Below are 21,952 nucleotides of genomic sequence, written 5' to 3' on the forward strand. Positions count from 1 at the left end.
CTATCCAACCGTTCAAAAGATCTTCGCGATAATCTTTTGTGCTCACAGTCAAGGTTAAACTCGAAAAACATATAACTTCAAAATGAATTTATAACATCATTTTGTTTTGATGTTGGCAAAGGTAAGCCTTTAATTTGTAAATAACAATTTTTTATCATGTTTTTTTTACTATTATATCTTTTTTTTCTTCTCTAGAATATTTTCGTTTTAATTTATGGCCTCTCTTGTGCTCGGATATTCAAAAAAACGCAATGGAAAGTTCAAGAAATGAAAGCAGGGCATAAAAAGGGTGTGTCATGACACACCCTCTTGTGAAACCATAAAAAAGATTTTCAGCCACAATGGAAATAAGTATTGACCAGCTTCAACATCTCTTCCGGATTATTCTCTAGGTCCTTGCGTAAAGAAGCGTCATCATAAGATTCCAGTTTACGGATGATGCCGTCTATCATACTCGGACTAAATACGTTATATTTTTCAAAAACAGCACGCTGTTGTCTTAAACGGGCGGCTGAGGCTGCGCAACTGTCTGGGAGTTGATCCAATGTCTTTAGGCGATCTTGATTCTCTTCCTTATGAATATTCACGTTTACATAAGTCTTCTCAGCGATCTCCAAAGCATCGTCGATCTCAAAACCATGGCGGCACGCAACTGCCAATCCTGCCAATAATTGGTATAAATCAGCGGAGCCATCCGGTGAGCGCATCTCGACCGTTTGCTTTTGGCTCGTATCATAATGGCTGGCAGGTTCCAATGGGTTCGCCAAAGCACACATGTCCGTTTTTGCGGCCCAACCTAGCGGAACACGAACTAAAACTGAACGATTCCGATCTCCCCAACAAATATTCGTAGGTGCTTCTTGGTGTGGAACCAAGCGGAAATATGAGGTTGGGTTCGTATTTCCAAAAGCCGTAATAGAGGAAGCTAAGCACATCATTCCAGCGATAGCCTTACGGGCGGTTTCGGATAAGATACCATTCGCTAACATCTGATTCTTGCCATCTTTCATGATACGCATATGGACATGCAGACCGGAACCTGCTTTTCCCACCGTAATTTTCGGAGCGAAAGTGATGTTATATCCATATTCATGCGCTAGATTGCGGATCGCCCATTTAGCGATCATCAATTGATCCGCTGCATTTTCCGCAGGACATGGTAAGAACTCGATCTCATTTTGCTCATAGATCAAACCATTTAACGTAAAGTTACCAACTTCTGAATGACCATATTTAATTTGTCCCCCGGCTTGCGCTATGCAGTGCATGCACTCCGTCCGGAACTCATTGAACTTAGCGTAAGGAGCGGATTCATGATAACCTTTTTGGTCGGTAGCAGGGAAAACGCCTTCATCCGGTGCGATTACGTAATATTCTAATTCACCCATTGCCTCAAATTCCATTCCCGTCACCTCATGAAAAGCCTTACAAGCTTTATGCAAGGTATATTCCGGGGAACTTTCTAAGGGTTCTCCATCCTTATTGAAGAATGAGCAAAGCATGGTAAGCGTAGGTAATTCCGCAAACGGATCCTCGAAAGCCGTACGGAAACGGGGCACCACATACAGGTCACTACTTCCCGCCTCGATAAACGAGAAAAGACTAGAGCCATCCACACGCTCACCGCAAGTCAAGATCGCATCCAGATAGGCCGCATTGTTGATTACAAAGTTTAGTGTTTTCAAACGTCCGTCGCCTGCAGGATACATAAAATTAACCATCTGGATATCTTTCTCATAGATATAACGGATAATGTCCTCTTTCGTAAACTCGGACGCTGGCTTTTGTAAAAACTCCACTAATACGTTGGGAGTCATTTCTAGTTCTTTGTTCATGTCTTATATTGATTATGTTTATAGTGTAGAGAAAAACTTTCCTTTGGAACTGCTAACCGGAATCAAGCTAGAGATCGCTTCAGCAACCTCTATAGGTCGGTCAGACTCTATGATGTCCACACCTTGACGGATGATCATACGGTATGCTTCAGCACGACTTTCGGGTGTGGATAGTTTATCGTCGGAGGGAGCGGTAGATATCATGCACATGACACCTCTTTCATGTAACATATCGATCACCTCACGGACTTCGGGGGTAATCTTCGGACCTACGTAAGCCATGATATGATTCCAAGGTATACCGTTATCCTCATAGTCTTGAACCGCCTCTTTCGTTTTCACGAAAGCCTCAAACATGAAATTCGGATTTTTCTCGTAAAAGAAACGAGCCGAGGCACCATCATGAACCGTAATCATTACATAAGGTTCCGCTTGCATATCGGTAATCAACTGAGCAGTGCGCTCCATCGGAACATCCTTCTTATCAAGGATTAGGATTGTTTTTCCACGGGCCCAACGAATCGCTTCCTCTAAAGTCGGGATACGATAGTTTGTGATATTTCCTTCGGGATCCTTCAAACGGAAATTTTGCAATTCTTCCCAAGTATAATCAGAAACTTTCCCAGTCCCATTACTGGTACGCTCCAGTGTATCATCGTGGAAAAGGACGATAACACTATCTTTGGTTAACCTCGGATCTATCTCGAACGTGGCAGGAGTATAAGAGAGGGTATTTTCAAAGGTTTCCATACTGTTCTCAGGATAGCCTTTTCCCCGTCCACCTCGGTGTCCACTAATTAAAGGAATTCGGTCATCGGCATATTGGTAGAAAGATATCAAATCATCTACATTTGATATCTGTAGCGTATTCATTCCGTTGTATTCAAGCTCCTCCTTTGGCGTGTTCAATACGCAAGAACCACAAAGCAGGGCCAGCATTAAAAATCTGGCGGATAAATTGATTTTCATTTCACGATCGTATTTTAGGTGAATGATTCTTTCTATCCGCCAAACTTACACAAAATAAATGATTTTACAGAGTTAGCACCTTAATATTCGTCAACTTTCTGGTCTACACGGAACTTATCCAAACGTGCTTGCAGGCGAGTTTGGATATCAGCATATTCCGGATTATCGTATAAATTATTCAGCTCATTCGGATCACTTTGCAAATCGTAAAGCTCATTGCAATTAATCGCGTCATTATGCTCATTCTTCTCTCCATAGAAATGGATCAATTTATAACGACTGTCACGTACGCCATCGTGGCGACGTACCATATGGATAGCTGGATAATCATAATAATGATAATATAGATACTCACGCCAATCTCTTGGTGTCTCGCCTCCAAACAAGGGGACTAAAGAAGTTCCTACCATATAATCAGGTTTCTCGATACCGGCTATATCCAGATAAGTCGGGGCATAGTCAATGTTCTGTACTAAGGCCGTACATTCACTTCCCGCCTTGATTTTAGCAGGATAACGGATAATCAACGGCGTACGGAAAGATTCCTCATACATGAAACGTTTGTCGAACCAGCCATGTTCACCCATGTAAAAACCTTGATCCGAGGTATAAACGATCACGGTATTATCCATAAGCCCTTCTTTTTCCAGATAGGCGATCAAACGCCCTACCTCATCGTCAATCGATTTGATGCAACGTACGTAATCCTTGATATAACGTTGATATTTCCATTTAACCAAATCCTCACCTTTCAGGTTCTCGTTAATGAATTTTTCGTTACGAGGCTTATAAGAAGCGATCCAAGCCTCCCGTTGTTCCGGGGTCATACGATCCAAAGAGGCCTCCCAACCACCAATATTCCATTCCTTTTTATAAGCCTCCTTATCTTTAAGCTCATCTACCTTCAAATCATAAACCAAAGTCATATTTTTGTCTATACTCATCTCTTGTGTACGTGCGGCATCGCAACGAGTAGCATAATTATCATTGAAAGTATCTGGATATGGGAACTCTACATCCTCATATAAATCCATATATTTCGTATCCGGCATCCAGTTACGATGTGGAGCCTTATGATGAACCAGCAGGCAGAAAGGCTTATCCTTATCCCTCTCTTCCAAAAACTCGATAGCGTGATCGGTCGTAAGGGTCGTCGCATATCCCTCTTCTTTTACATACTTGCCATTCGATTCATTGCTTTTAAACTCCGGATTATAATAATCTCCCTGATCCCATAACACATGATAATAATCAAAACCTTTCGGCTCACATTGCATATGCCATTTACCGACAACACCTGTTTGATAACCGTGCTGTTGTAAGATTTCAGAGAAGAATACTTTTGTCGTATCAATACCTTTTCCTAATTGTCTTTGTCCGTTTTGATGGCTATAAAGACCGGTCATCAAACAAGCACGGCTAGGAGTAGACAGAGAATTCTCTACAAAGGCTTGCCTGAATAACATACCTTCCGCAGCCAAACGATCTAAATTTGGTGTAGGAGCCAATTTACCTAGCGCATGTCCATAAGCGCTAATAGTTTGATACGAATGATCATCCGTCATGATATGAATGATATTGAGCGGCTTCTCTGCCACTTCTTTTTGCCCTGTTCCGCATGCGGAGAATAAAAGGGCAGGGGCTAAGAAGACCCCATAGTTAATCGCATTCTTCATGTATTCAAAATTTTAAAATTACACAAACGTACAAAAAACAGAAATTATCACCAATAATACTTCCGGGCTATCTCAGCCATAGTCGGATATTTACTATCCTCATCGTCATATTGTTGTTTCAATTCCAATAGTTTTGTCTTCAACTCTTTAATCAACGCCTTTTTCGATGGGTCGTTATACAGGTTCTTCATTTCCATTGGATCCTCTTTCAAGTCATACAATTCCCATTCGGGAGTTCTGGACTCATTCTTGGTCCCGGTCATTCCCAACGACTCTCCATAATAGAATATCAATTTATAGCGATCCGTACGGATACCATAGTTGGCTGTCACGTTATGGTCGTTATCTGCATTCATCCAATAGCGGTAATACATAGCCTGTCTCCAATTAGCTGGGGTCTCATTTCTCAAATTCGAGCGGAAACTTTCTCCCTGCATTTGGCTAGGCTTGTCCACTCCGGCATAATCCAAAAATAGAGGAGCGAAATCGATGTTCAATGTTATATCCTTATTATCCGTGCCGGGTTTGATTTCTTTCGGATAACGGATAACGAATGGCATACGCAGGCACTCCTCATACATCAATCGCTTATCAAACCAACCATGTTCCCCCAAGAAGAAACCTTGGTCACCCGTATACATGATAACCGTATTCTCAGCCAAGCTATTATCGTCCAAATATTTCAAGATACGCCCTACGTTCTCGTCGATGCCAGCGATACAGCGTAAATAATCCTTGATATATAATTGGTAAGCCCAATGACGCAGCTCATCCCGGCTCATGTCCGTAGGTATATCCGTTTTCACATCCGTCTGCCTCAAATGCTCCATGCTCATCCGTAGCAACTCCGCATACTCTCCCTTGCCCTCATATGTGTCCAATAAATTCTCCGGCTCCGGGATCGTTACATCTTTCAATAAATCCTTGAAACGCTCAGCGGGTGTCCACGGTCTGTGAGGAGCCTTGAAATGGCACATCATAAAGAAAGGCTTGCTCTTATCTCGATTTTCCATATATTTGATAGCCTCGGAACCAATCACATCCGTGGAATGTCCTTTATAAACCTTTCCACCTTTGTGATCCACTCTTGGATCGTCTCCCCATTCTCCCTTCTCTATCAATTGTGGATCTATATAACGTCCCTGTCCCGGAAGGATGTTGTAGTAGTCAAATCCGGTAGGTTCAGCGTGCAAATGCCATTTACCAAAGATGACCGTTTGGTAACCTGCCTGCTGCAAACATTTAGCCACATTGGGATGATCCGGATTCAGCGGATCTTGCAAGGTATAAACCCCATTCTTTTGACTATATTGACCGGTGATAATCGCTCCACGGCTAGGAGTGCTTATCGAGTTTGTCACAAAACAATTCCGAAGGATAGCGCCTTCATGCGCTATCCTGTCGATATTGGGTGTCGGCAAAATATTAGATAAGATGCCGCCGTAAGCACTTACCGCCTGCGAAGCATGATCATCAGACATGATGTAGATAATATTCGGTGCCCCATTCTGTGCTATTGCTGTTTGAACGGCACTAAGGTCATACAGACAAATGCTTGAAAGTAAAAGATATTTGTATCTCATGACATTTTGTATTAATTTATTACAACTAAACTTCTAAATAACAAATCTTTAAAAGATTCATAAAACGACTAATACAAGGCTTCCCAAGTGAATAACTTATCACTTCCAAACTCGTAAGCTAACGGCTGGGGGTAGCCGCAAGCTTGCGGCTTGACAAACCGTAAGTTATTCACTAGACAAGCCTTGAATCATACATTCACAGATTAATAATCCCCTTGATTCCTATGATCCGTATGAGGTCTCACAGTTCGTTTCAAAGGAATATTCATTCCATCCGTAGATTCCAACCAATCATAAATGCGACCATTCAATTGCTTGATAACCTCTTTATATTCAGGCTCTGCAATTAAATTAGTTGTTTCATACGGATCATTTTGTAAATCATAGAATTCATTCGTGTCCCAAACCCCATGATAACGTATGTACTTGTATCGGTCGGTACGAATACCATGCATCGTAGGTGTCTGCGGAAATTCATATTCCCAATAATATTCATAGAAAATATGATCTCGCCAATCCACCAGCTCTCCTCTAAGCAATGGCAAAAAAGAATACCCTACCATTTGCTTAGCCTTATCCAAACCAGCACATGCCATTATTGTAGGAGCCACATCAACATTTTGCACCATGTTTTCTATAACCTTACCACCTTCAAATAAGCCGGGACAACGAACTAGCATAGGAACCCGGACAGACTCCTCATAAAATTGTCTCTTGTCAATCAATCCATGCTCTCCCCATGCGAAGCCATTATCACCCATATAAATCACCAACGTGTTATCATCCAATCCTGCCTCTTTTAAATAATCTAGGACAGAGCCAATACTTTCGTCCACGGAACGCAGGGTCTCGCAATATTTGCGGACTTGAACATCCCAAGGACGACCATGATAAGAATAATCTACCCCATGCCAGCTTTCTCTTTGATTTTTAACCCAATTAGGAGACATTTTCTCTCCATAATAATCTTTTCCTGAAGCAGCTTTTCCGGTTTCCTCATGAATAGTCGGTAAATCTTTAACACCATAATAAGGGGTATTGATTGTCTGAGGTAATACTAACTCCTTGTCTTTATAACAATCTTTATGTCGTTTTGCCGCAGAGAAATTATCATGTACGCCCTTATGAGATAAATAAACGAAAAATGGTTTATCCGCTTGTTTCTGATTCTTCATAAACAGGATCGCATGCTCAGTTAACAAATCCGTAACATAGGTACTGTCTTTATACTGAATCCATTCTCCATTTGTATTAATACGGGGGTTATAATATTCTCCTTGTCCTTTAAATCCTTCCCAATGGTCGAATCCTGGCTGGGGAGCACCCGAGTCATTTCCCATGTGCCATTTTCCAAAGAAAGCTGTTTTATATCCGTTCTCTTGCAGGTATTGAGGAAAAAAGATCAACCCTTCGGGAAGAGGGGCGGTATTATCAACAACCTTATGACTATGCGAATACATACCTGTCAATATAGAAGCCCGGCTGGGTGAGGAGAGAGAAGTCGTGACAAACGCATTTTTAATATGCGCTCCCTCTTTTGCCATCCGATCCATACTGGGTGTTTCCAGCCAAGGGATAGTTCCCATGAATCCCATATAATCATACCGATGGTCATCCGAAAGAATGAAAACGACATTTAAAGGCTTTATACCAGAAGAAGTATTTTCCGCTTTCTGATTTTCAGGCTGTCCTGCTAGACATTGACTTGCGATAGTCAATGCCAACAGCGTGTTATTAAATCTTGCATCCATAGAAAAGAATTATTTTGGAGCTGTAAAATATACAGCTCCGAATTCATAATTAGTCCCAACCCGGATTTTGAGTTAACTCAGGATTCAAATCTAATTCTCGTTGAGGAATAGGCATTAGAGTCATGTGATCTTTTATGTTACTAGCGATATCCGTCTTATTTTTTTCGGCAACTTTCGCTTCGTATGCACTATGCTCTTTCATCCGTTTTATAAATGTACCTGTACGAACTAAGTCAAACCAACGATGCCCTTCTATCGGAAATTCCAAAAAACGCTCATTCAGTATTGCTTCCCTAAATGCATCTTTGGACAAGCCCGAATAATTCCCAGAGGAATCTCCAAACGCACGTTCCCGAACACGGTTAAGAATTTGGTGGGCCTTTGCGGACTCTCCGATTTCATTTAATGCTTCAGCATACATAAGCAAGGCATCTGAATAACGAATGATATGCATATTGATTTCACAGAATTTAATGGCAGTTATACCCTCTTGCCAATACTTGCCAAACAAAGGAATGCTTGATATTAATTCTTTTCCATTTGTAGGATTCGTATAATGAGTCCTTAAATTCACAGCTTTCCGCTTGTCATTTTCTTTAAAAGCATTATTTAACTCCATTGTTGGAATATCAGCTTCATTCGAACCTGTTACACCAACAGTTTCAGGTATAGAATATTTCGGGCCTGTCAAGCTCATCTCATCATTGTGAGGAAATGGGTCTGGTTTATATTCTATATAAAGCACAGCTTCTTTCCCTACTTCAGTATCCAAGTTCCAATTATCCCCATAATTCGTATGCAGACCATATCCATAAGCACCTTCCTGCTCTACTACTTCCGCTAGTTTTTCCTTCGACTTAGCAAAATCGCCTTTTGTCAAATAGACTTTTCCAAATAAGATTTTTGCGGCACCTTTGGTTGCTCGTCCAGCATCCGTAATCTTATATTCAGAAGGAAATGGGAGACTATTCTCTGCTTCTGTCAGGTCTGATATGATTTGCTCATAGATCTGCTCTTTCGAGACTCTTGGTCCCATTGCGTCATCAATATTTTCCAATTGAGTTATTAATGGAACATCCCCAAAAAAGCGAACCAAGTTAAAATAATAAAGGGCGCGCAAGAATTTAGCCTCTGCGATAAATCTTTTTTGCAAATCAGGATTCATTGTAATGGATGGAATATTATTAATCGCGGCATTTGCTTTCATAACCCCCATATAATTATTTTTCCACATATCCCTGATAAATGTATTCTCGGGTGTATGACGCAGAAATTCTAAATTTTGCAAAAAGGCATTTGGCATTCCTAGACCATTCTTCATTCCGTCACATGTCAGATCACATAGCATATACATAGCACGGCTATAAATGCTATTAAGCTGTTGATAAGTCGCATCAACCGCCGCTTGTGCATCTTTCTGGCTTGTGTAAAAATTATCTACAACCAACCTATCTATAGGCTTTTCATCTAAAAATGAGCATTGTGTATTGAATAATGCGATTATTGATATGCAGCTGCATATTATGATTTTTTTCATGACTATACAATTTAAGAGTTACTTAATATCTAACTTTACACCGAGCATAAACGTACGAGATTGGGGATAACCTCCGAAATCCTCTCCACTTTCAAGCGTTGAAGCACCACGATAACTAACTTCCGGATCATATCCTCTATACTTCGTCCATGTCAACAAATTCTGTCCGGTCACATATATACGTAGCCCTTGGATATGTTTGATATTTACTTTCGGGAAGCTATAAGAAAGAGACAAGGTTTTTAGTTTCAGATAGGATCCATCTTCTATAAATCGGTCGCTTACCAACACATTTCTATTTGTTGTTGCCTTTGGATAAATATTGCTGGGATTTTCTGGTGTCCAACGATTTACCATGTCCGCATAAGCATTTTGTCCACCGGTAGGAGTCTCCAGTTCCATCGCATTATAATTAAGGATCTTGTTTCCAACCGAATATTGCAAGAATACATTCAGTTCAAATCCCTTATAAGCAAAAGTATTCGTTAAACCTCCAAAAAACTTCGGATTCGCATTTCCTAATATTTCCCGGTCATTAACAGCATCAACTTTACCATCTCCATTCAAATCCTTATATCTCCGTAAACCCACTCCTATGGGCGCAGCCGAGGAAGTTTGTTGTTTGCACTCTTCCTCATTTTGGAAAATGCCATCAAAACGATATCCATAGAAAACACCGACAGGCTCACCAACAATTAAGCGACGCACAGATCCTGTTTTTAAGTGTCCGTCACCTTCTGCCATCTCTTTATACTCTTCTCCTCCTAACTCAAGCACTTTATTTCTATTGAAAGAAATATTAAACGCTGTTGTCCAGCTAAAAGGACCTGTCAAATTATCGCTTTCTATTGATAACTCATAACCATGATTCTCTAAGCTTCCGATATTTTTCAGCATGGTATCATAACCAGAGGTATAAGGAATCGCTACATTATATAAAAGGTCGGTTGTTTTCTTCTTGTAGTAATCCATAGTTACACGTAACCGATTATTGAATAATCCAAGATCCAAACCGACATCAAACTGTCCAGTACGCTCCCATTTCAAATCGGGATTAGGTATCTTATTCGGGAAAAATCCAGATACCAATTGATTACCCAGAATCCAATTGCTTGTACCTAGTGTGGCAAGAGACTCATAAACTCCGATCTCCGTATTTCCCGTAAAACCATAACTGGCTCTTAACTTCAAGTTTGAAATCGTTTCTTTTACTGATTCCATAAAAGCTTCTTCGGATATACGCCATCCTGCGGATGCGGAAGGGAAGAATCCATATTTATTATTCGCGCCAAAACGGGAAGAGCCATCAACACGAGCATTTAGAGAAAATAGATACTTATGTTTCAATGTATAGTTCACACGTGCCAAATAAGACATCAAGCTCCATTGTGTAGCATTTGATTCCGGTTTATTGTAAACGGAACCGGCTCCTAAATTATTCCATTGCATCACATCATTCACGAAATTAGAAGAGGAAGCCATGACATATTCCCTATTGTTTCTTTGCATTGTGAAGCCACCCAACAAACTCAAATCATGATCTTCCGCAAATGTCTTATTCCATGTCAATGTGTTTTCATTCAACCAATTTATGCTTTTATTTACACCTACATAAGCAGATGCCACACCTCCTGACTGATAGATATTGGAGGGGGTATATCTATTTGTTTTATGATACATGATATCCGTACCCAGAGATACCTTTAAGCGTAGATCCGGAATAATCTCCCATTGAGCGTAGATATCACCTAACAGGCGAGATGTAGCATTGTTGAATTTTTGCTCTTTAGCTGTCGCCACAGGATTGCGGTACAACGTACCCGGCACATTGACCTGCGTATATGCGCCAGTCAATTCATCCTCAAAAACAGGCTGTATCGGATTCATCTTAATCGCACCGGAAACAACGCCATCTTCTCCTCCCGTATCAGTAGCTACCGCATTATTAATCGTATGGCTTGCTGTCATATGGGTTCCGACATTGAAGTTCTTAAATATTTTGCGATCTAAATTTAGACGGATCGAGTAACGTTTAAAGTCCGAATTTTCAATAATTCCCTTTTGATTCAAATAATTGCCTGATATCGCATATTGTGTCTTCTCGTCACCACCCGAAAAACTTAATTGATATGTTTGCGTACTTCCTCCACGAAAGATCTCGTCTTGCCAATCCGTCCCATTACCGATCTTTGCGATCTCAGATAAAGCCGTAGCATCATAATAGGGTTTCAATCCATCATTTGCATAAGCCTCATTCACTAATTTCGCATAATCTTGCGCATTCATGACATCTATCTTTTTGGATACGTTTGATATTCCAAAACTTGCCTCAAAAGAGATAATATCCCGTCCCTTTTTACCGCTTTTTGTTGTGATCAATACGACACCATTCGCCGCACGTGCTCCATAGATCGCCGTGGCGGCGGCATCTTTCAAGATCTCTATAGACTCAATATCTGATGGATTCACTGTAGACAAACCACTCATCTGTGTCTTACCACCCGTATTACCGAAACCACTACCACTATAAACAGGGAAACCATCGATAACATATAGAGGCTCGTTTCCACCTTGCAAAGAACTACTGCCACGTACCCGAATAGAGGCTACGGCTCCCGGCATACCAGAGGTTTGGATTACTTGCACACCAGAGGCTCGACCGACTAAACCTTGATCGATAGAAGTCATGGGCGTTTGCTGTAATTCAGCTGTTTTAACAGAAGATACAGCACCCGTTAAATCACTCTTCTTCACAGAACCATAGCCAATGACAACAACCTCATCAATATTTTGGGTATCCTCAGTCAGTTGGATTTTAAGGGAACGTTGCTTGCCTATTTTTACTTCTTTAGTCATGTAACCGATATAAGATATCAGAAGTATATCCTTTTCCGACGCATCTAAACTGAAATGCCCATTCATATCGGATATGCTACCTATAGAGGAACCTTTTACGATAACATTTGCACCAATGATGGGTACATTCGCTTGATCGGTAATGATACCTGTAATTTTACCATCTTGTTGGACCATCCGAGGCTGTTCATTTTTCTTGTAGATTATGATATGTTTATCATCGATTGTATAAGACAAACCTTGTTTACCAAGAATGCCATGCAATACTTGGTTGATACTTTGCTTATTAGCCTTCACAGAGATCTTCTCATTAAGATTAATCTCATCATTCTTATACCAAAAAGAGTATTCACTTTGGTGCTTGATCTCTTCAAGCGCCTCCGAGATAGTAACATTGTGCAGATTCAATGATATTTCCGCTACTTGAGAGTAACCCGTTTTCGCGGATGCGCAAAATAAGCTGAGCATACATAGTACAACAGATAGTCTCATGATGTTATATGTTTTTTTTAGGTTAACATTAGGCATATAATGCCTTGTGTGTGAAATAAATTTCATACTTTTGCAATGATTTAAAGTTTTTAATTGTGTTGCGATAATTAAGACTTGAGTCTTTAGAAACGGAAGATGTTGGTAGCATTTTCCGTTTTGTTTTTCTCTATTCCCTCTTTTTTCTATTTCATAGGCATATCGATTTAACGTTTATAACTCATTTAGTTTATTTTTTCGAGATCGTGATTTGATCCCCTTCTATCTCATACCTTATAGGTCGATTAGCGGTCATGACCCGAAGGATTTGGTCTATGTTCTCTCCTCGTACGAAATCACCGGTGAAAGCAGCCTTTCTCAAGTCATCTCCGAGTATCTGGATTCTCACGTTAAAACTCCTTTCCAGTTGCTTAGCGATTTTCTCTAGTGGATAATTGGTGAAATAGAATTTACCACAAACCCATGCCGTATAACTTTGCAATCTCACCTCTCTCTTGATAAAGCGATGTGAGGCTTTCATATATTTTATTTGCTGTCCCGGCATTATCTGGATGAGATTTTTAGTGTCAAGTCCGACACCGACTTTCCCTTCCGCTAAAGTCACCTCTATATTATCATCGTCATCATAGGCCTTCACATTAAACTTTGTTCCTAATACTTTCACCTTAACATTTTCAGCGCTAACGATAAAGGGATGCTCCTTGTCGTGCGATACCTCGAAGAATGCCTCACCGTTCACCTTTACCTCCCTCTGCCCGGAGACGAAAGCTGCCGGATAACTCAATGTTGTACCGGCATTGAGGATCACTTTCGTGCCGTCAGACAGGACTACGGAGGATCGCATTCCCATCGGATTCACCATCTCTATCATTTGGCTGTTCAGTTTCTTGTAACCTTCATGGAAAGAGATATAATTGGAGATGCTGAACAAAAGCGTGACGGAGGCGGCGACCGCAGATATTCTCAACCAAAACCTTCTGCGCAAGCTGCGTTCGATACGGTTGTTGACCTCTAGGAAGATATCTTCCCTCATTTCGTCACCCATTTGCTTTATGATCTCTTTTCTTGTCTCCATATTTCGTCTTTCTTATAATAAGGAGTAAGGATCGGTGAAATTCGTTTAAAGAGAAAGACGTTTTTTTTAAAATGTTTGAAATATGTCCTAGATACATAAAACATCCAAATAATTGTCGTGTAGAAAGTCATTTTCACCTAGTATTACTCCCTTCTGTGTAGAATATATACTTTAAGTGCTATAGGATATATACTTCAAGTGCCTTGGAATATATACTTCATTGGCTAATTTGATTTTATTGGAAAATGGATATTAATATGAAAACAAACGAAATATCAGGAAAATCCGATTTCAACCGTTTTATTAACTTCTCCACCGCAATCTTCATTTGCACTCGGACCGTACTCTCTTGGATGGATAGGATTTTAGCGACCCCCTTGGTACTTAATCCTTCCTCACGGATCATCAAGAATATTAGGCGACATTTTTCGGGAAGCTCATCAATTGCCAGATTAAAAAGTTCCCGCATTTCTTGCGATTCCAACATACCCTCAGGAGTAGCTTCTTCCTCTGGTTCAAATGAATATAACTGATCCATCTGGATTTTATTGACACTATTGCTTCTTGAAATATGACGAAGCGCTTCGTTGCGTACCGTTATATACAAGTAAGTATCTATATTGTCTATCTCTTTTAAGCGTGCTTTTGATTTCCAAATAGAAAAGAACACGTCGGACACGACCTCCTTGCAAGCCTCTTTCTCTCCAAGGCAATAATACGCAAAACGGAATACCTGATCGTAATACAAATTATAAAAGCGCTCAAATGCCCCTCTGCCGTCTGAAGAAACAGAAGATAACAAGTTCTTAATATTTTGTTTAGATACTTTCATGCCCTTTTATGCTTAGAAAAAAAGCGGGTTGTCGCCCACACTTCGTAAGGTATCGCCAGAGACCTATGCACACGTAGACAAGCAACCCGCAGATATAGCGAGGGCTTGTGCCTTGTGTGCTGTTAAAACTGGCGATTTCAACGAAGTAAGGCACTTCCAAAATTTTCACGATACAAATATAAGGTTTTTATCACATTTAAATCTCTTTAAAACGTACTATTGATTTCTGTGAGATCATTATCTTTGTACGAAACATATCGGTGAAATTATGGACGAGAAAGTGCTCGAGAAATTGAAAATCTTGGCCGAGTCGGCAAAATATGACGTATCCTGCGCTTCCAGCGGAACCTCCCGTTCGCATAAGAGCGGGGCTATAGGAAGTGCCGCGGGATGGGGTATTTGCCATAGTTTCGCTGAGGACGGACGGTGTATCTCGCTTTTAAAGATCATGCTGACGAATTATTGTATGTATGATTGCGCCTACTGCATCAACCGGCGAAGTAATGATTTACCGAGAGCTACGCTTTCCGTTACCGAGTTGGTGAATCTTACGATCGAGTTTTACCGGCGTAATTACATTGAAGGATTGTTTTTAAGCTCCGGCGTGGTCCGAAACCCGGATTACACGATGGAACGGTTGGTGAGAGCCATCAAGGATTTGCGCCTCGTACATCACTTCAATGGATACATACATATGAAGAGTATCCCCGGAGCCAGCCAAGAATTGGTAAATGAGGCTGGGCTTTACGCCGATCGTTTAAGCGTGAATATAGAGATCCCGAATGAGGCGAGCTTGCGGACTCTAGCTCCGGAAAAGGATTTTAAAAGCGTATTTGCCCCTATGCGTTATATCCAACAAGGTGTATTACAAAGCGCCGAGGAACGCAAGCGTTTCCGGTATGCCCCACGATTCGCTCCCGCCGGGCAAAGCACGCAGATGATCGTTGGCGCTACGGCGGATACCGACAAGGATATACTTCGTCTATCATCGGCCTTATATCAGAGACCTACGATGAAGCGTGTTTACTATTCGGGATTCATTCCGGTAAATGCGTATGATAACCGTCTTCCGGCACTTACCACGCCTCCGCTGGTCCGTGAGAATCGTTTATATCAAGCGGATTGGTTATTGCGTTTTTATCAATTCAAGGTAGATGAGATTGTCAATGACGCATATCCGGATCTGGATCTAGACGTGGACCCGAAGTTGGCTTGGGCCCTGCGGTATCCGGAGGTCTTCCCGGTAGATATCAATAAAGCGGATTACGAGATGCTTCTTCGGGTTCCGGGAATTGGCGTGAAATCGGCAAAGATCATAATCGTTTCCCGGCGTTACGCTAATCTCGGTTCAGAGCAGTTGAAGAAAATAGGAGTGGTCATGAAAAAGGCTAGCTATTTTATTACTTGCCGGGAACTCCCGACGCAGACCGTGAATGAGGTCAGCCCTGAAACCGTCCGGCAACTATTGACGAGAAAGAGCGGAAAGAAAGTAGACGATCGGCAGCTTATACTGCCTTTTATAGATTAACGCCTGTTTTATAAGAAGGATTGATAATGATTATATTTGTTTACGACAAGACTTTTGAGGGATTGCTTACCGCTGTATTCGATGCCTATTCCCGTCGAACTTTTCCGGATTTGTTAGTAACCGAGGGCGAGCCATTTCCATTGTTCTATGACGAGGCGATCCGGATTTATACGGACGACCGGAAAGCAGAACGGGTATGGAAAGGGCTTGAGAAGAAAATCTCCAAGTCTTCTCTTTCCGGGCTGACGGTAACTTGGTTGTCGGAATTACCGGAAGTAGACCTGTTGTTATTCAGATATATCCGCAAAGCGATCGACGCTCCAGCCACGATTGAGTTCAATCTTGGTGACCCGGACATATTGGAAACGGCCAAGATCTGGAAGAAAGTAAACAACGAACGCTTGCGAGTGATGCAATTCTTTCGTTTCCAAAAAGCGGCGGATGGAACTTACTTTGCTGCCATCGCACCTATATATAACGTATTACCTTTGGTATTACCTTATGCGCAAGACCGTTTCGCTGATCAGCAATGGCTCATTTACGACTTAAAAAGAGAGTATGGATATTATTATGATCTTAACGATACGATAGAAGTCCGTTTCGAAGAGAAAGATTCACACTTATTGACCGGATTGCTCAGTGAGGATATCATGGATAAGGATGAGAAACTTTTTCAAAGTATGTGGAAAGAGTATTTTAAGTCTATCGCTATCAAGGAGCGTTTAAACCCACGGCTTCATCGCCAACATATGCCGGCTCGTTTTTGGAAATATATGCCGGAGAAGAGATAATAGTATAATTGCTATTAATCAGCCAATTACAGTTTTTGTTAATTTCATTATCGAAAAACTAAAGTTTTTTCAGCAGGAAACTAGAGTTTCTCCATTGGAAAACTTTTGTTTCATCTAAGGAAAACTAAAATTTCGTGCTATAGAAAAAAATGTTTCTCTCATATAAAACCAGCCTGTTATTTAACGAAAAAGGGATGAACTTAATATCAAGTCCATCCCTTCTTATTACAATCAACACGTTTCTCTTATAGCTCACGAATCCAGATATTACGGAAGCTGATCGGCTCGCTAGGATCGCCATGGCTCTGCAGGATGATAGGGCCTGCGCCATGTTTCTTCACTTGCGGGAAACCGATCCACTCTGTCGTACCCAATATCGTCGTATGGTTCTGCAAAACCACGCCGTTCTGGATAACCGTTACGGTTGGATGCGTGCGATAAGAACCATCTTCCTTGAAAGTGGGGGCGGTATAAATGATATCGTATACGTTCCATTCGCCCGGTTTACGCATGGCATTGGCCAAAGGAATGGATTGTTTGTAGATACTACCAGTCTGGCCGTTCACGTAAGTCGGGTTATTGTAGCAGTCTAACACTTGAACCTCATACATCCCTTGTAGGAAAATACCGCTGTTACCTCTCGACTGGCTCTCACCGGTAATATTCGTCGGGACCTGCCACTCGATGTGCATCTGGAAATCGTTGAATTTCTGTTTGGTCTGGATGTCACCCTTCTTCTTGTTTACGGTAAATACACCATCATGCACATCCCATTCGGCGGCACCGCCCTTTACGCTCTCCCAAGCGGAAAGATCCTTGCCGTCAAACAAAACGATAGCGTCGGAAGGAGCCGTGAAACCTCCACCTTTTAAATCTGTACCCGGAGTGACTACCGGCGGAACAGGTTCGTAAAACTCGGACATCTCATGCGTGATACCCGCATAACCTGTAGGCATCTTGAACTCTTTTTTCTTGTCTTGAGCGACAATAGTGACGCAACCCGCTAAAGCGAAAGCCGCAACTGTAAGCAATCTTTTGTTCATGGTCTAAAATGATTTATTAGTTAGTTAACATTTCTTGCTGCAAATATACCGTTTTTTGCCGAAACAGATAACGATTTGTCAGAAATCTTATTGATTATGATCAAATAATCTTTTCTCGGCCAACTGCTCAAACTTGGTGTTCGGACGACCGTAATTGCAATACGGATAAATACTTATACCGCCTCTCGGTGTGAATATACCAGTAACTTCGATATATTTCGGATCCATTAATTTTATCAAGTCCTTCATGATAATATTCACGCAATCCTCATGAAACGCCCCATGGTTGCGGAAGCTGAATAAGTAAAGCTTCAAGCTCTTGCTCTCTACCATTTTCACGTCGGGGATATAATCGATATGAATCGTAGCGAAATCCGGTTGTCCGGTAATCGGGCAGAGACTGGTGAATTCCGGGCAATTAAACCGTACCCAATAATCATTTCCTTGATGCTTGTTCGTAAATGCCTCCAATACCTCCGGAGCGTAATCCTGTTTATATACGGTAGAGCCACCTAATAAGTGCAACTCTCCTTCTTGTTTTCTCTCGTCCATTTCTTTAAATTTACTTTTGATTCTCTTCTTTCCTTTTCAGGTATTTCTCCAATCCGTCCTTGCGAAGTTTGCAAGCGGGGCAATGCCCACATCCCTCAGCCATAACACCGTTATAGCAAGTCAGCGTCTGCGTACGTACTAGATCAAAGACGCCCAGCTCGTCCGACAATTCCCAGACTTCGCTCTTATCCCGGTCCATAAGCGGGGTATGAATTACGAATTGCTCATCCATCGCCAGATTTAATGTTACGTTAAGAGAACGCACGAACGTATCCCGGCAATCCGGATAACCACTATAATCAGCCTCGGAGACACCCGTTACCAAATGATAAATCCCCTTACCACGGGCTAAGATAGCGGCGAAAGTAAGGAATACCATATTACGGCCGGGCACAAACGTATTCGGATAGCTATCCTCCGGCTTCTCTTGATCCATCTCTATGCTCGCATTCGTAAGCGAGCAATTGGGATCTAACTGGCTGATAAGCGATACGTCCAATAACTGAAAAGGTACGTCCGCATCCGCAGCGATCTTTCGAGCGACCTCTATTTCCAAGGAATGTTTCTGTCCGTATGTGAAGCATACGGCCTCTACACGTGAAAAATGCTTCTTCGCCCAGAAAAGGCAAGTCGTGGAATCTTGTCCACCCGAGAAGCATACCAAAGCGGCATCTTGTTGTTTCATATCTTTCTTGTTTTTAATACGTGGTTTAGCAAGCACACGGAAAAGACATCTTTTCAGCCACAAAGATACGCTTTTTTTTAATTCTTTCGAGCGGCGATAAGCAACATCATCGGACGGCGAAGTTCGTCTCGCATCCCGGGAACCGTATCCAGCATCGATTCGTCCGGTTGAGGCTCCACCAGATGGGTGATACAGAAACCCGCCTTGATCAATCCGTTCACGTAAGTCGTAAGTGTCTTATGATATTTGGTTACATCCTCTCCCAAAAAACGAGCATGCCGGATTCCCTCTTGAAAATAATGATCCACCGGCCAATGCGCAGGTTTCCCTTCCGAATCGTAAATCCAATCTTGATTGCCATAAGCAGTAAAAACGGGATGTTCCACAGAGAAGACAAAGACACCCTCTTGCGTTAAACATTTATATACCTCTGTACAAACCGTATCGAACGACTCGAGATAATGGAATGTCAAGGAGCTGATCACGATGTCAAAAGAATTTGGAGCAAAATCAAAATCCTCGATTGCTATTCTTTTATATTCGATCAACGGGGAGGGATTTATCTCCCGTGCCTTGTCTAACATCTTCCCGGAAAGGTCAATGCCTAAAGCGAAGGTCGCCCCTCGCTCTATGGCATATCGACAATGCCAGCCAAAACCACACCCTAAATCCAATACACGCTTTCCGTTAAAATCAGGCAACATCTTCTTTAGCTCATGCCATTCTCCTGCTCCTCTCAGCCCTTGTACAGAGCGAGACATCTGACTGTATTGACCGAAAAAGCGTTCATCATCATACTTATTTTCTTTCATATTATATATTGTAGGGATATCTTGGCCGAAGATACTTATTTTTCGTAGATACCGACATGATTTCCTTCGCTATCTTCTAAAACGGCGAAGTATCCTTTATTTTCCGCTTCAATCTTTGTCTTGGGTATAATAATTTTACCCCCTTTATCCAATACTTTAGATAAAGTGTCCTCGATATCTTGGCTATTAAAATGGATTAAGATACCATCCGGCGAAGGTTGATAACTAGGAGCGTAGAACAAAGCCCCAACCGCTTCTCCTTGCTCGATAAAACAGGCCATCTTCTCTGTCTCACATTCGGAAACCGATAGTTTTAACCCCAAAATAGTTTCATAGAAATTGATCGCTCGATAAAAGTCTACAGTTGGAATCTCGAAAAAAGCAATTAAATTGTTCATTTTGTTTTCTTTTTATAGTTACTGTTAATGTCCTCGCGAAGACATCACAAAAGTAGAGCGTATCGTATCTATAGGATAGAAGAAAAAGGACATCTTGATCACTCCGAGAAATAATCAGAATAAGGAGCGCATAAGGAAAGATACTCCGTGGGTGTATAGCCGGAAAACAGTTTAAACTCTTTTATCATATGTGACTGATCTGAAAACCCACATTCATAAGCTAATTGAGCGAATGAAATGGATGGATTCTGTTGTACCTTAAATAAAGCTCGTTGCATCCTAACGATACGAAGAAACTCTTTGGGCGTAGCTCCTACATAATCTAAGAAAATGCGGTTGAACTGTTTAGAGCTTAGGCATGCGGTTTCAGATAACTCAGAAATATTAGTTTTCGCTTGTTCATTTATTTGATGGAGGACTGCGGATATTCGCTTTAAGTTATATTCATAGCCTTCAAACCTATAAAGACGGTGAATCAAAAACTGCTCGATCAAGCGGATGCAAGTTTCATGGTCATCAGCCTCTATCACTTTTCTGGATAATATTGATAATTCCAAATCTGCTATAGCATCCACCGCTATAAGTTCTCCATAAAAGAACTTAAGGGGAAGTTGAAGGATGGCTCTTGCCGCGTACGGCTGAAAAACAACCGTGATCATTTCAATCTTTCCGGCTGACATCACATCTGAAAAGTTGAGGCATTGCCCACAGATGAACGCTTGAGGCTGCGATTCTTTTTTTCCTACTAATAAAAGCCTTTTACCCCTATGAAATACTAATTGTATGCAGCCCGTTGGTAAAGTCCGTTCAGATACAGAAACATCCGCGCCATCTTCCAGTATCCAATAATATCTCACATAAGGAGTTAATATATGAATAGGCTTTATTATTTTAAATGACTGCATCTTATAGAATTTAATTTATCGGGGCAAAGGTAAATAACCCCTAATCAATTCTATAGTAAAAAAGAGACATTTTATATAATACTGCGACATTAAGCTTCAATCAACTATTTTTGGGTATATTCAAAACTGTAGTATGCTTGATTTCATTAAGCACAAAAGAGCTTTGCATCTTCACGATGCCATGAACCTTGGTTAATTTCTCGAACACAAATTGATTATAGGCATCTAAATCCTTAAGAACCACTTTGACAAAGAAATCATAAATACCTCCCGTCGAGTAACATTCCATTATTTCATCGATATTCCGTATTTCTTCTTTGAAGCGTTCGATATGCTCATCATCGTGTACAGCTAAAGATACATTACAGAAAATGATCAAGGGTAATCCTATTTTTTTATTGTCGACCAATGCCACATATCCTTTTATATATCCTTCGTTTTCTAAACGTTTGATTCGTTCGTAAATAGGAGTCTTGGAGATATGAAGTTTCTCAGAAAGCTCTTTTGTATTGATCTTCGCGTCCTTTTGCAAAGAATGAAGAATTTCAATATCTGTCTCATCAAGTAGTGCCATAGTTTTTTTTCCTGTTTTATTTGATTTAATATCCCCGAATTAGAATTATAGAATGCAAAAC

18 protein-coding genes are annotated in these 21,952 nt (G+C 41.2%); 2 read left to right on the plus strand and 16 right to left on the minus strand.

Annotated elements, in window-relative coordinates; all coding sequences use genetic code 11:
- Window positions 1-332: 332 nt before the first annotated feature.
- The 9 genes from DW033_RS20720 to DW033_RS20760 form a co-directional block, all read right to left on the minus strand.
- Window positions 333-1,835, minus strand: a complete 1,503-nt coding sequence (locus DW033_RS20720) for a glutamine synthetase family protein (protein ID WP_044546068.1) — start codon at window positions 1,833-1,835, stop codon at window positions 333-335.
- Window positions 1,836-1,853: 18 nt separating this feature from the next.
- Window positions 1,854-2,804, minus strand: coding sequence for a glycerophosphodiester phosphodiesterase family protein (locus DW033_RS20725; protein WP_005868641.1), 951 nt, complete (start codon window positions 2,802-2,804; stop codon window positions 1,854-1,856).
- Window positions 2,805-2,884: 80 nt separating this feature from the next.
- Complete coding sequence (locus tag DW033_RS20730; protein WP_122383109.1) at window positions 2,885-4,480, minus strand: sulfatase; 1,596 nt, start codon at window positions 4,478-4,480, stop codon at window positions 2,885-2,887.
- Between the two features lie 47 nt (window positions 4,481-4,527).
- Complete coding sequence (locus tag DW033_RS20735; protein ID WP_122383110.1) at window positions 4,528-6,063, minus strand: sulfatase; 1,536 nt, start codon at window positions 6,061-6,063, stop codon at window positions 4,528-4,530.
- Between the two features lie 203 nt (window positions 6,064-6,266).
- Window positions 6,267-7,814 carry a sulfatase gene (locus tag DW033_RS20740; protein ID WP_122383111.1) on the minus strand — a complete coding sequence of 516 codons (1,548 nt, stop codon included), beginning with the start codon at window positions 7,812-7,814 and terminating at the stop codon, window positions 6,267-6,269.
- 49 nt (window positions 7,815-7,863) lie between these two features.
- Entirely contained in the window at window positions 7,864-9,351 is a 1,488-nt protein-coding gene (locus DW033_RS20745) for a RagB/SusD family nutrient uptake outer membrane protein (protein WP_122383112.1), read from the minus strand.
- 18 nt (window positions 9,352-9,369) lie between these two features.
- Window positions 9,370-12,675, minus strand: coding sequence for a TonB-dependent receptor (locus DW033_RS20750; protein ID WP_057327965.1), 3,306 nt, complete (start codon window positions 12,673-12,675; stop codon window positions 9,370-9,372).
- 250 nt (window positions 12,676-12,925) lie between these two features.
- Window positions 12,926-13,771 carry a FecR family protein gene (locus DW033_RS20755; protein ID WP_057327966.1) on the minus strand — a complete coding sequence of 282 codons (846 nt, stop codon included), beginning with the start codon at window positions 13,769-13,771 and terminating at the stop codon, window positions 12,926-12,928.
- 235 nt (window positions 13,772-14,006) lie between these two features.
- The gene (locus DW033_RS20760; RefSeq protein WP_048928186.1) at window positions 14,007-14,603 is read right to left on the minus strand and encodes an RNA polymerase sigma factor; all 597 of its coding nucleotides are present in this window, start codon (window positions 14,601-14,603) and stop codon (window positions 14,007-14,009) included.
- 268 nt (window positions 14,604-14,871) lie between these two features.
- Between DW033_RS20760 and DW033_RS20765 the strand changes: the two genes are divergently transcribed.
- Together DW033_RS20765 and DW033_RS20770 are read left to right on the plus strand one after the other, a co-directional pair.
- Window positions 14,872-16,131, plus strand: coding sequence for a putative DNA modification/repair radical SAM protein (locus DW033_RS20765; RefSeq protein WP_121961339.1), 1,260 nt, complete (start codon window positions 14,872-14,874; stop codon window positions 16,129-16,131).
- A gap of 26 nt (window positions 16,132-16,157) precedes the next feature.
- Window positions 16,158-16,922: a TIGR03915 family putative DNA repair protein gene (locus DW033_RS20770; protein WP_005858438.1), complete on the plus strand. Its 765-nt coding sequence runs from the start codon at window positions 16,158-16,160 to the stop codon at window positions 16,920-16,922.
- Between the two features lie 245 nt (window positions 16,923-17,167).
- Here the strand turns inward: DW033_RS20770 and DW033_RS20775 are convergent, their stop codons facing one another.
- From DW033_RS20775 to DW033_RS20805, 7 genes are all read right to left on the minus strand, one after another.
- Window positions 17,168-17,965: a DUF1080 domain-containing protein gene (locus DW033_RS20775; protein WP_005868653.1), complete on the minus strand. Its 798-nt coding sequence runs from the start codon at window positions 17,963-17,965 to the stop codon at window positions 17,168-17,170.
- Window positions 17,966-18,052: 87 nt separating this feature from the next.
- Complete coding sequence (gene queF / locus DW033_RS20780; RefSeq protein ID WP_005868655.1) at window positions 18,053-18,517, minus strand: preQ(1) synthase; 465 nt, start codon at window positions 18,515-18,517, stop codon at window positions 18,053-18,055.
- Between the two features lie 10 nt (window positions 18,518-18,527).
- Window positions 18,528-19,202: a 7-cyano-7-deazaguanine synthase QueC gene (gene queC, locus DW033_RS20785; protein ID WP_005858432.1), complete on the minus strand. Its 675-nt coding sequence runs from the start codon at window positions 19,200-19,202 to the stop codon at window positions 18,528-18,530.
- A gap of 77 nt (window positions 19,203-19,279) precedes the next feature.
- Window positions 19,280-20,014 (minus strand): bifunctional 2-polyprenyl-6-hydroxyphenol methylase/3-demethylubiquinol 3-O-methyltransferase UbiG, encoded by a 735-nt coding sequence (locus DW033_RS20790; protein ID WP_005868658.1) that lies wholly within the window; start codon window positions 20,012-20,014, stop codon window positions 19,280-19,282.
- 35 nt (window positions 20,015-20,049) lie between these two features.
- On the minus strand, window positions 20,050-20,412 hold the full coding sequence (locus DW033_RS20795; protein WP_048928184.1) for a VOC family protein: 363 nt from the start codon (window positions 20,410-20,412) through the stop codon (window positions 20,050-20,052).
- A 98-nt stretch (window positions 20,413-20,510) separates the two neighbouring features.
- A complete protein-coding gene (locus DW033_RS20800; protein WP_005858426.1) occupies window positions 20,511-21,317 on the minus strand; it encodes a helix-turn-helix domain-containing protein in 807 nt (268 codons plus the stop codon).
- A 100-nt stretch (window positions 21,318-21,417) separates the two neighbouring features.
- Complete coding sequence (locus DW033_RS20805) at window positions 21,418-21,891, minus strand: Lrp/AsnC family transcriptional regulator (protein ID WP_009276097.1); 474 nt, start codon at window positions 21,889-21,891, stop codon at window positions 21,418-21,420.
- Between the last annotated feature and the right edge of the window lie 61 nt (window positions 21,892-21,952).

The organism is Parabacteroides sp. AF39-10AC, assembly GCF_003635405.1.
GTDB lineage: Bacteria > Bacteroidota > Bacteroidia > Bacteroidales > Tannerellaceae > Parabacteroides > Parabacteroides distasonis.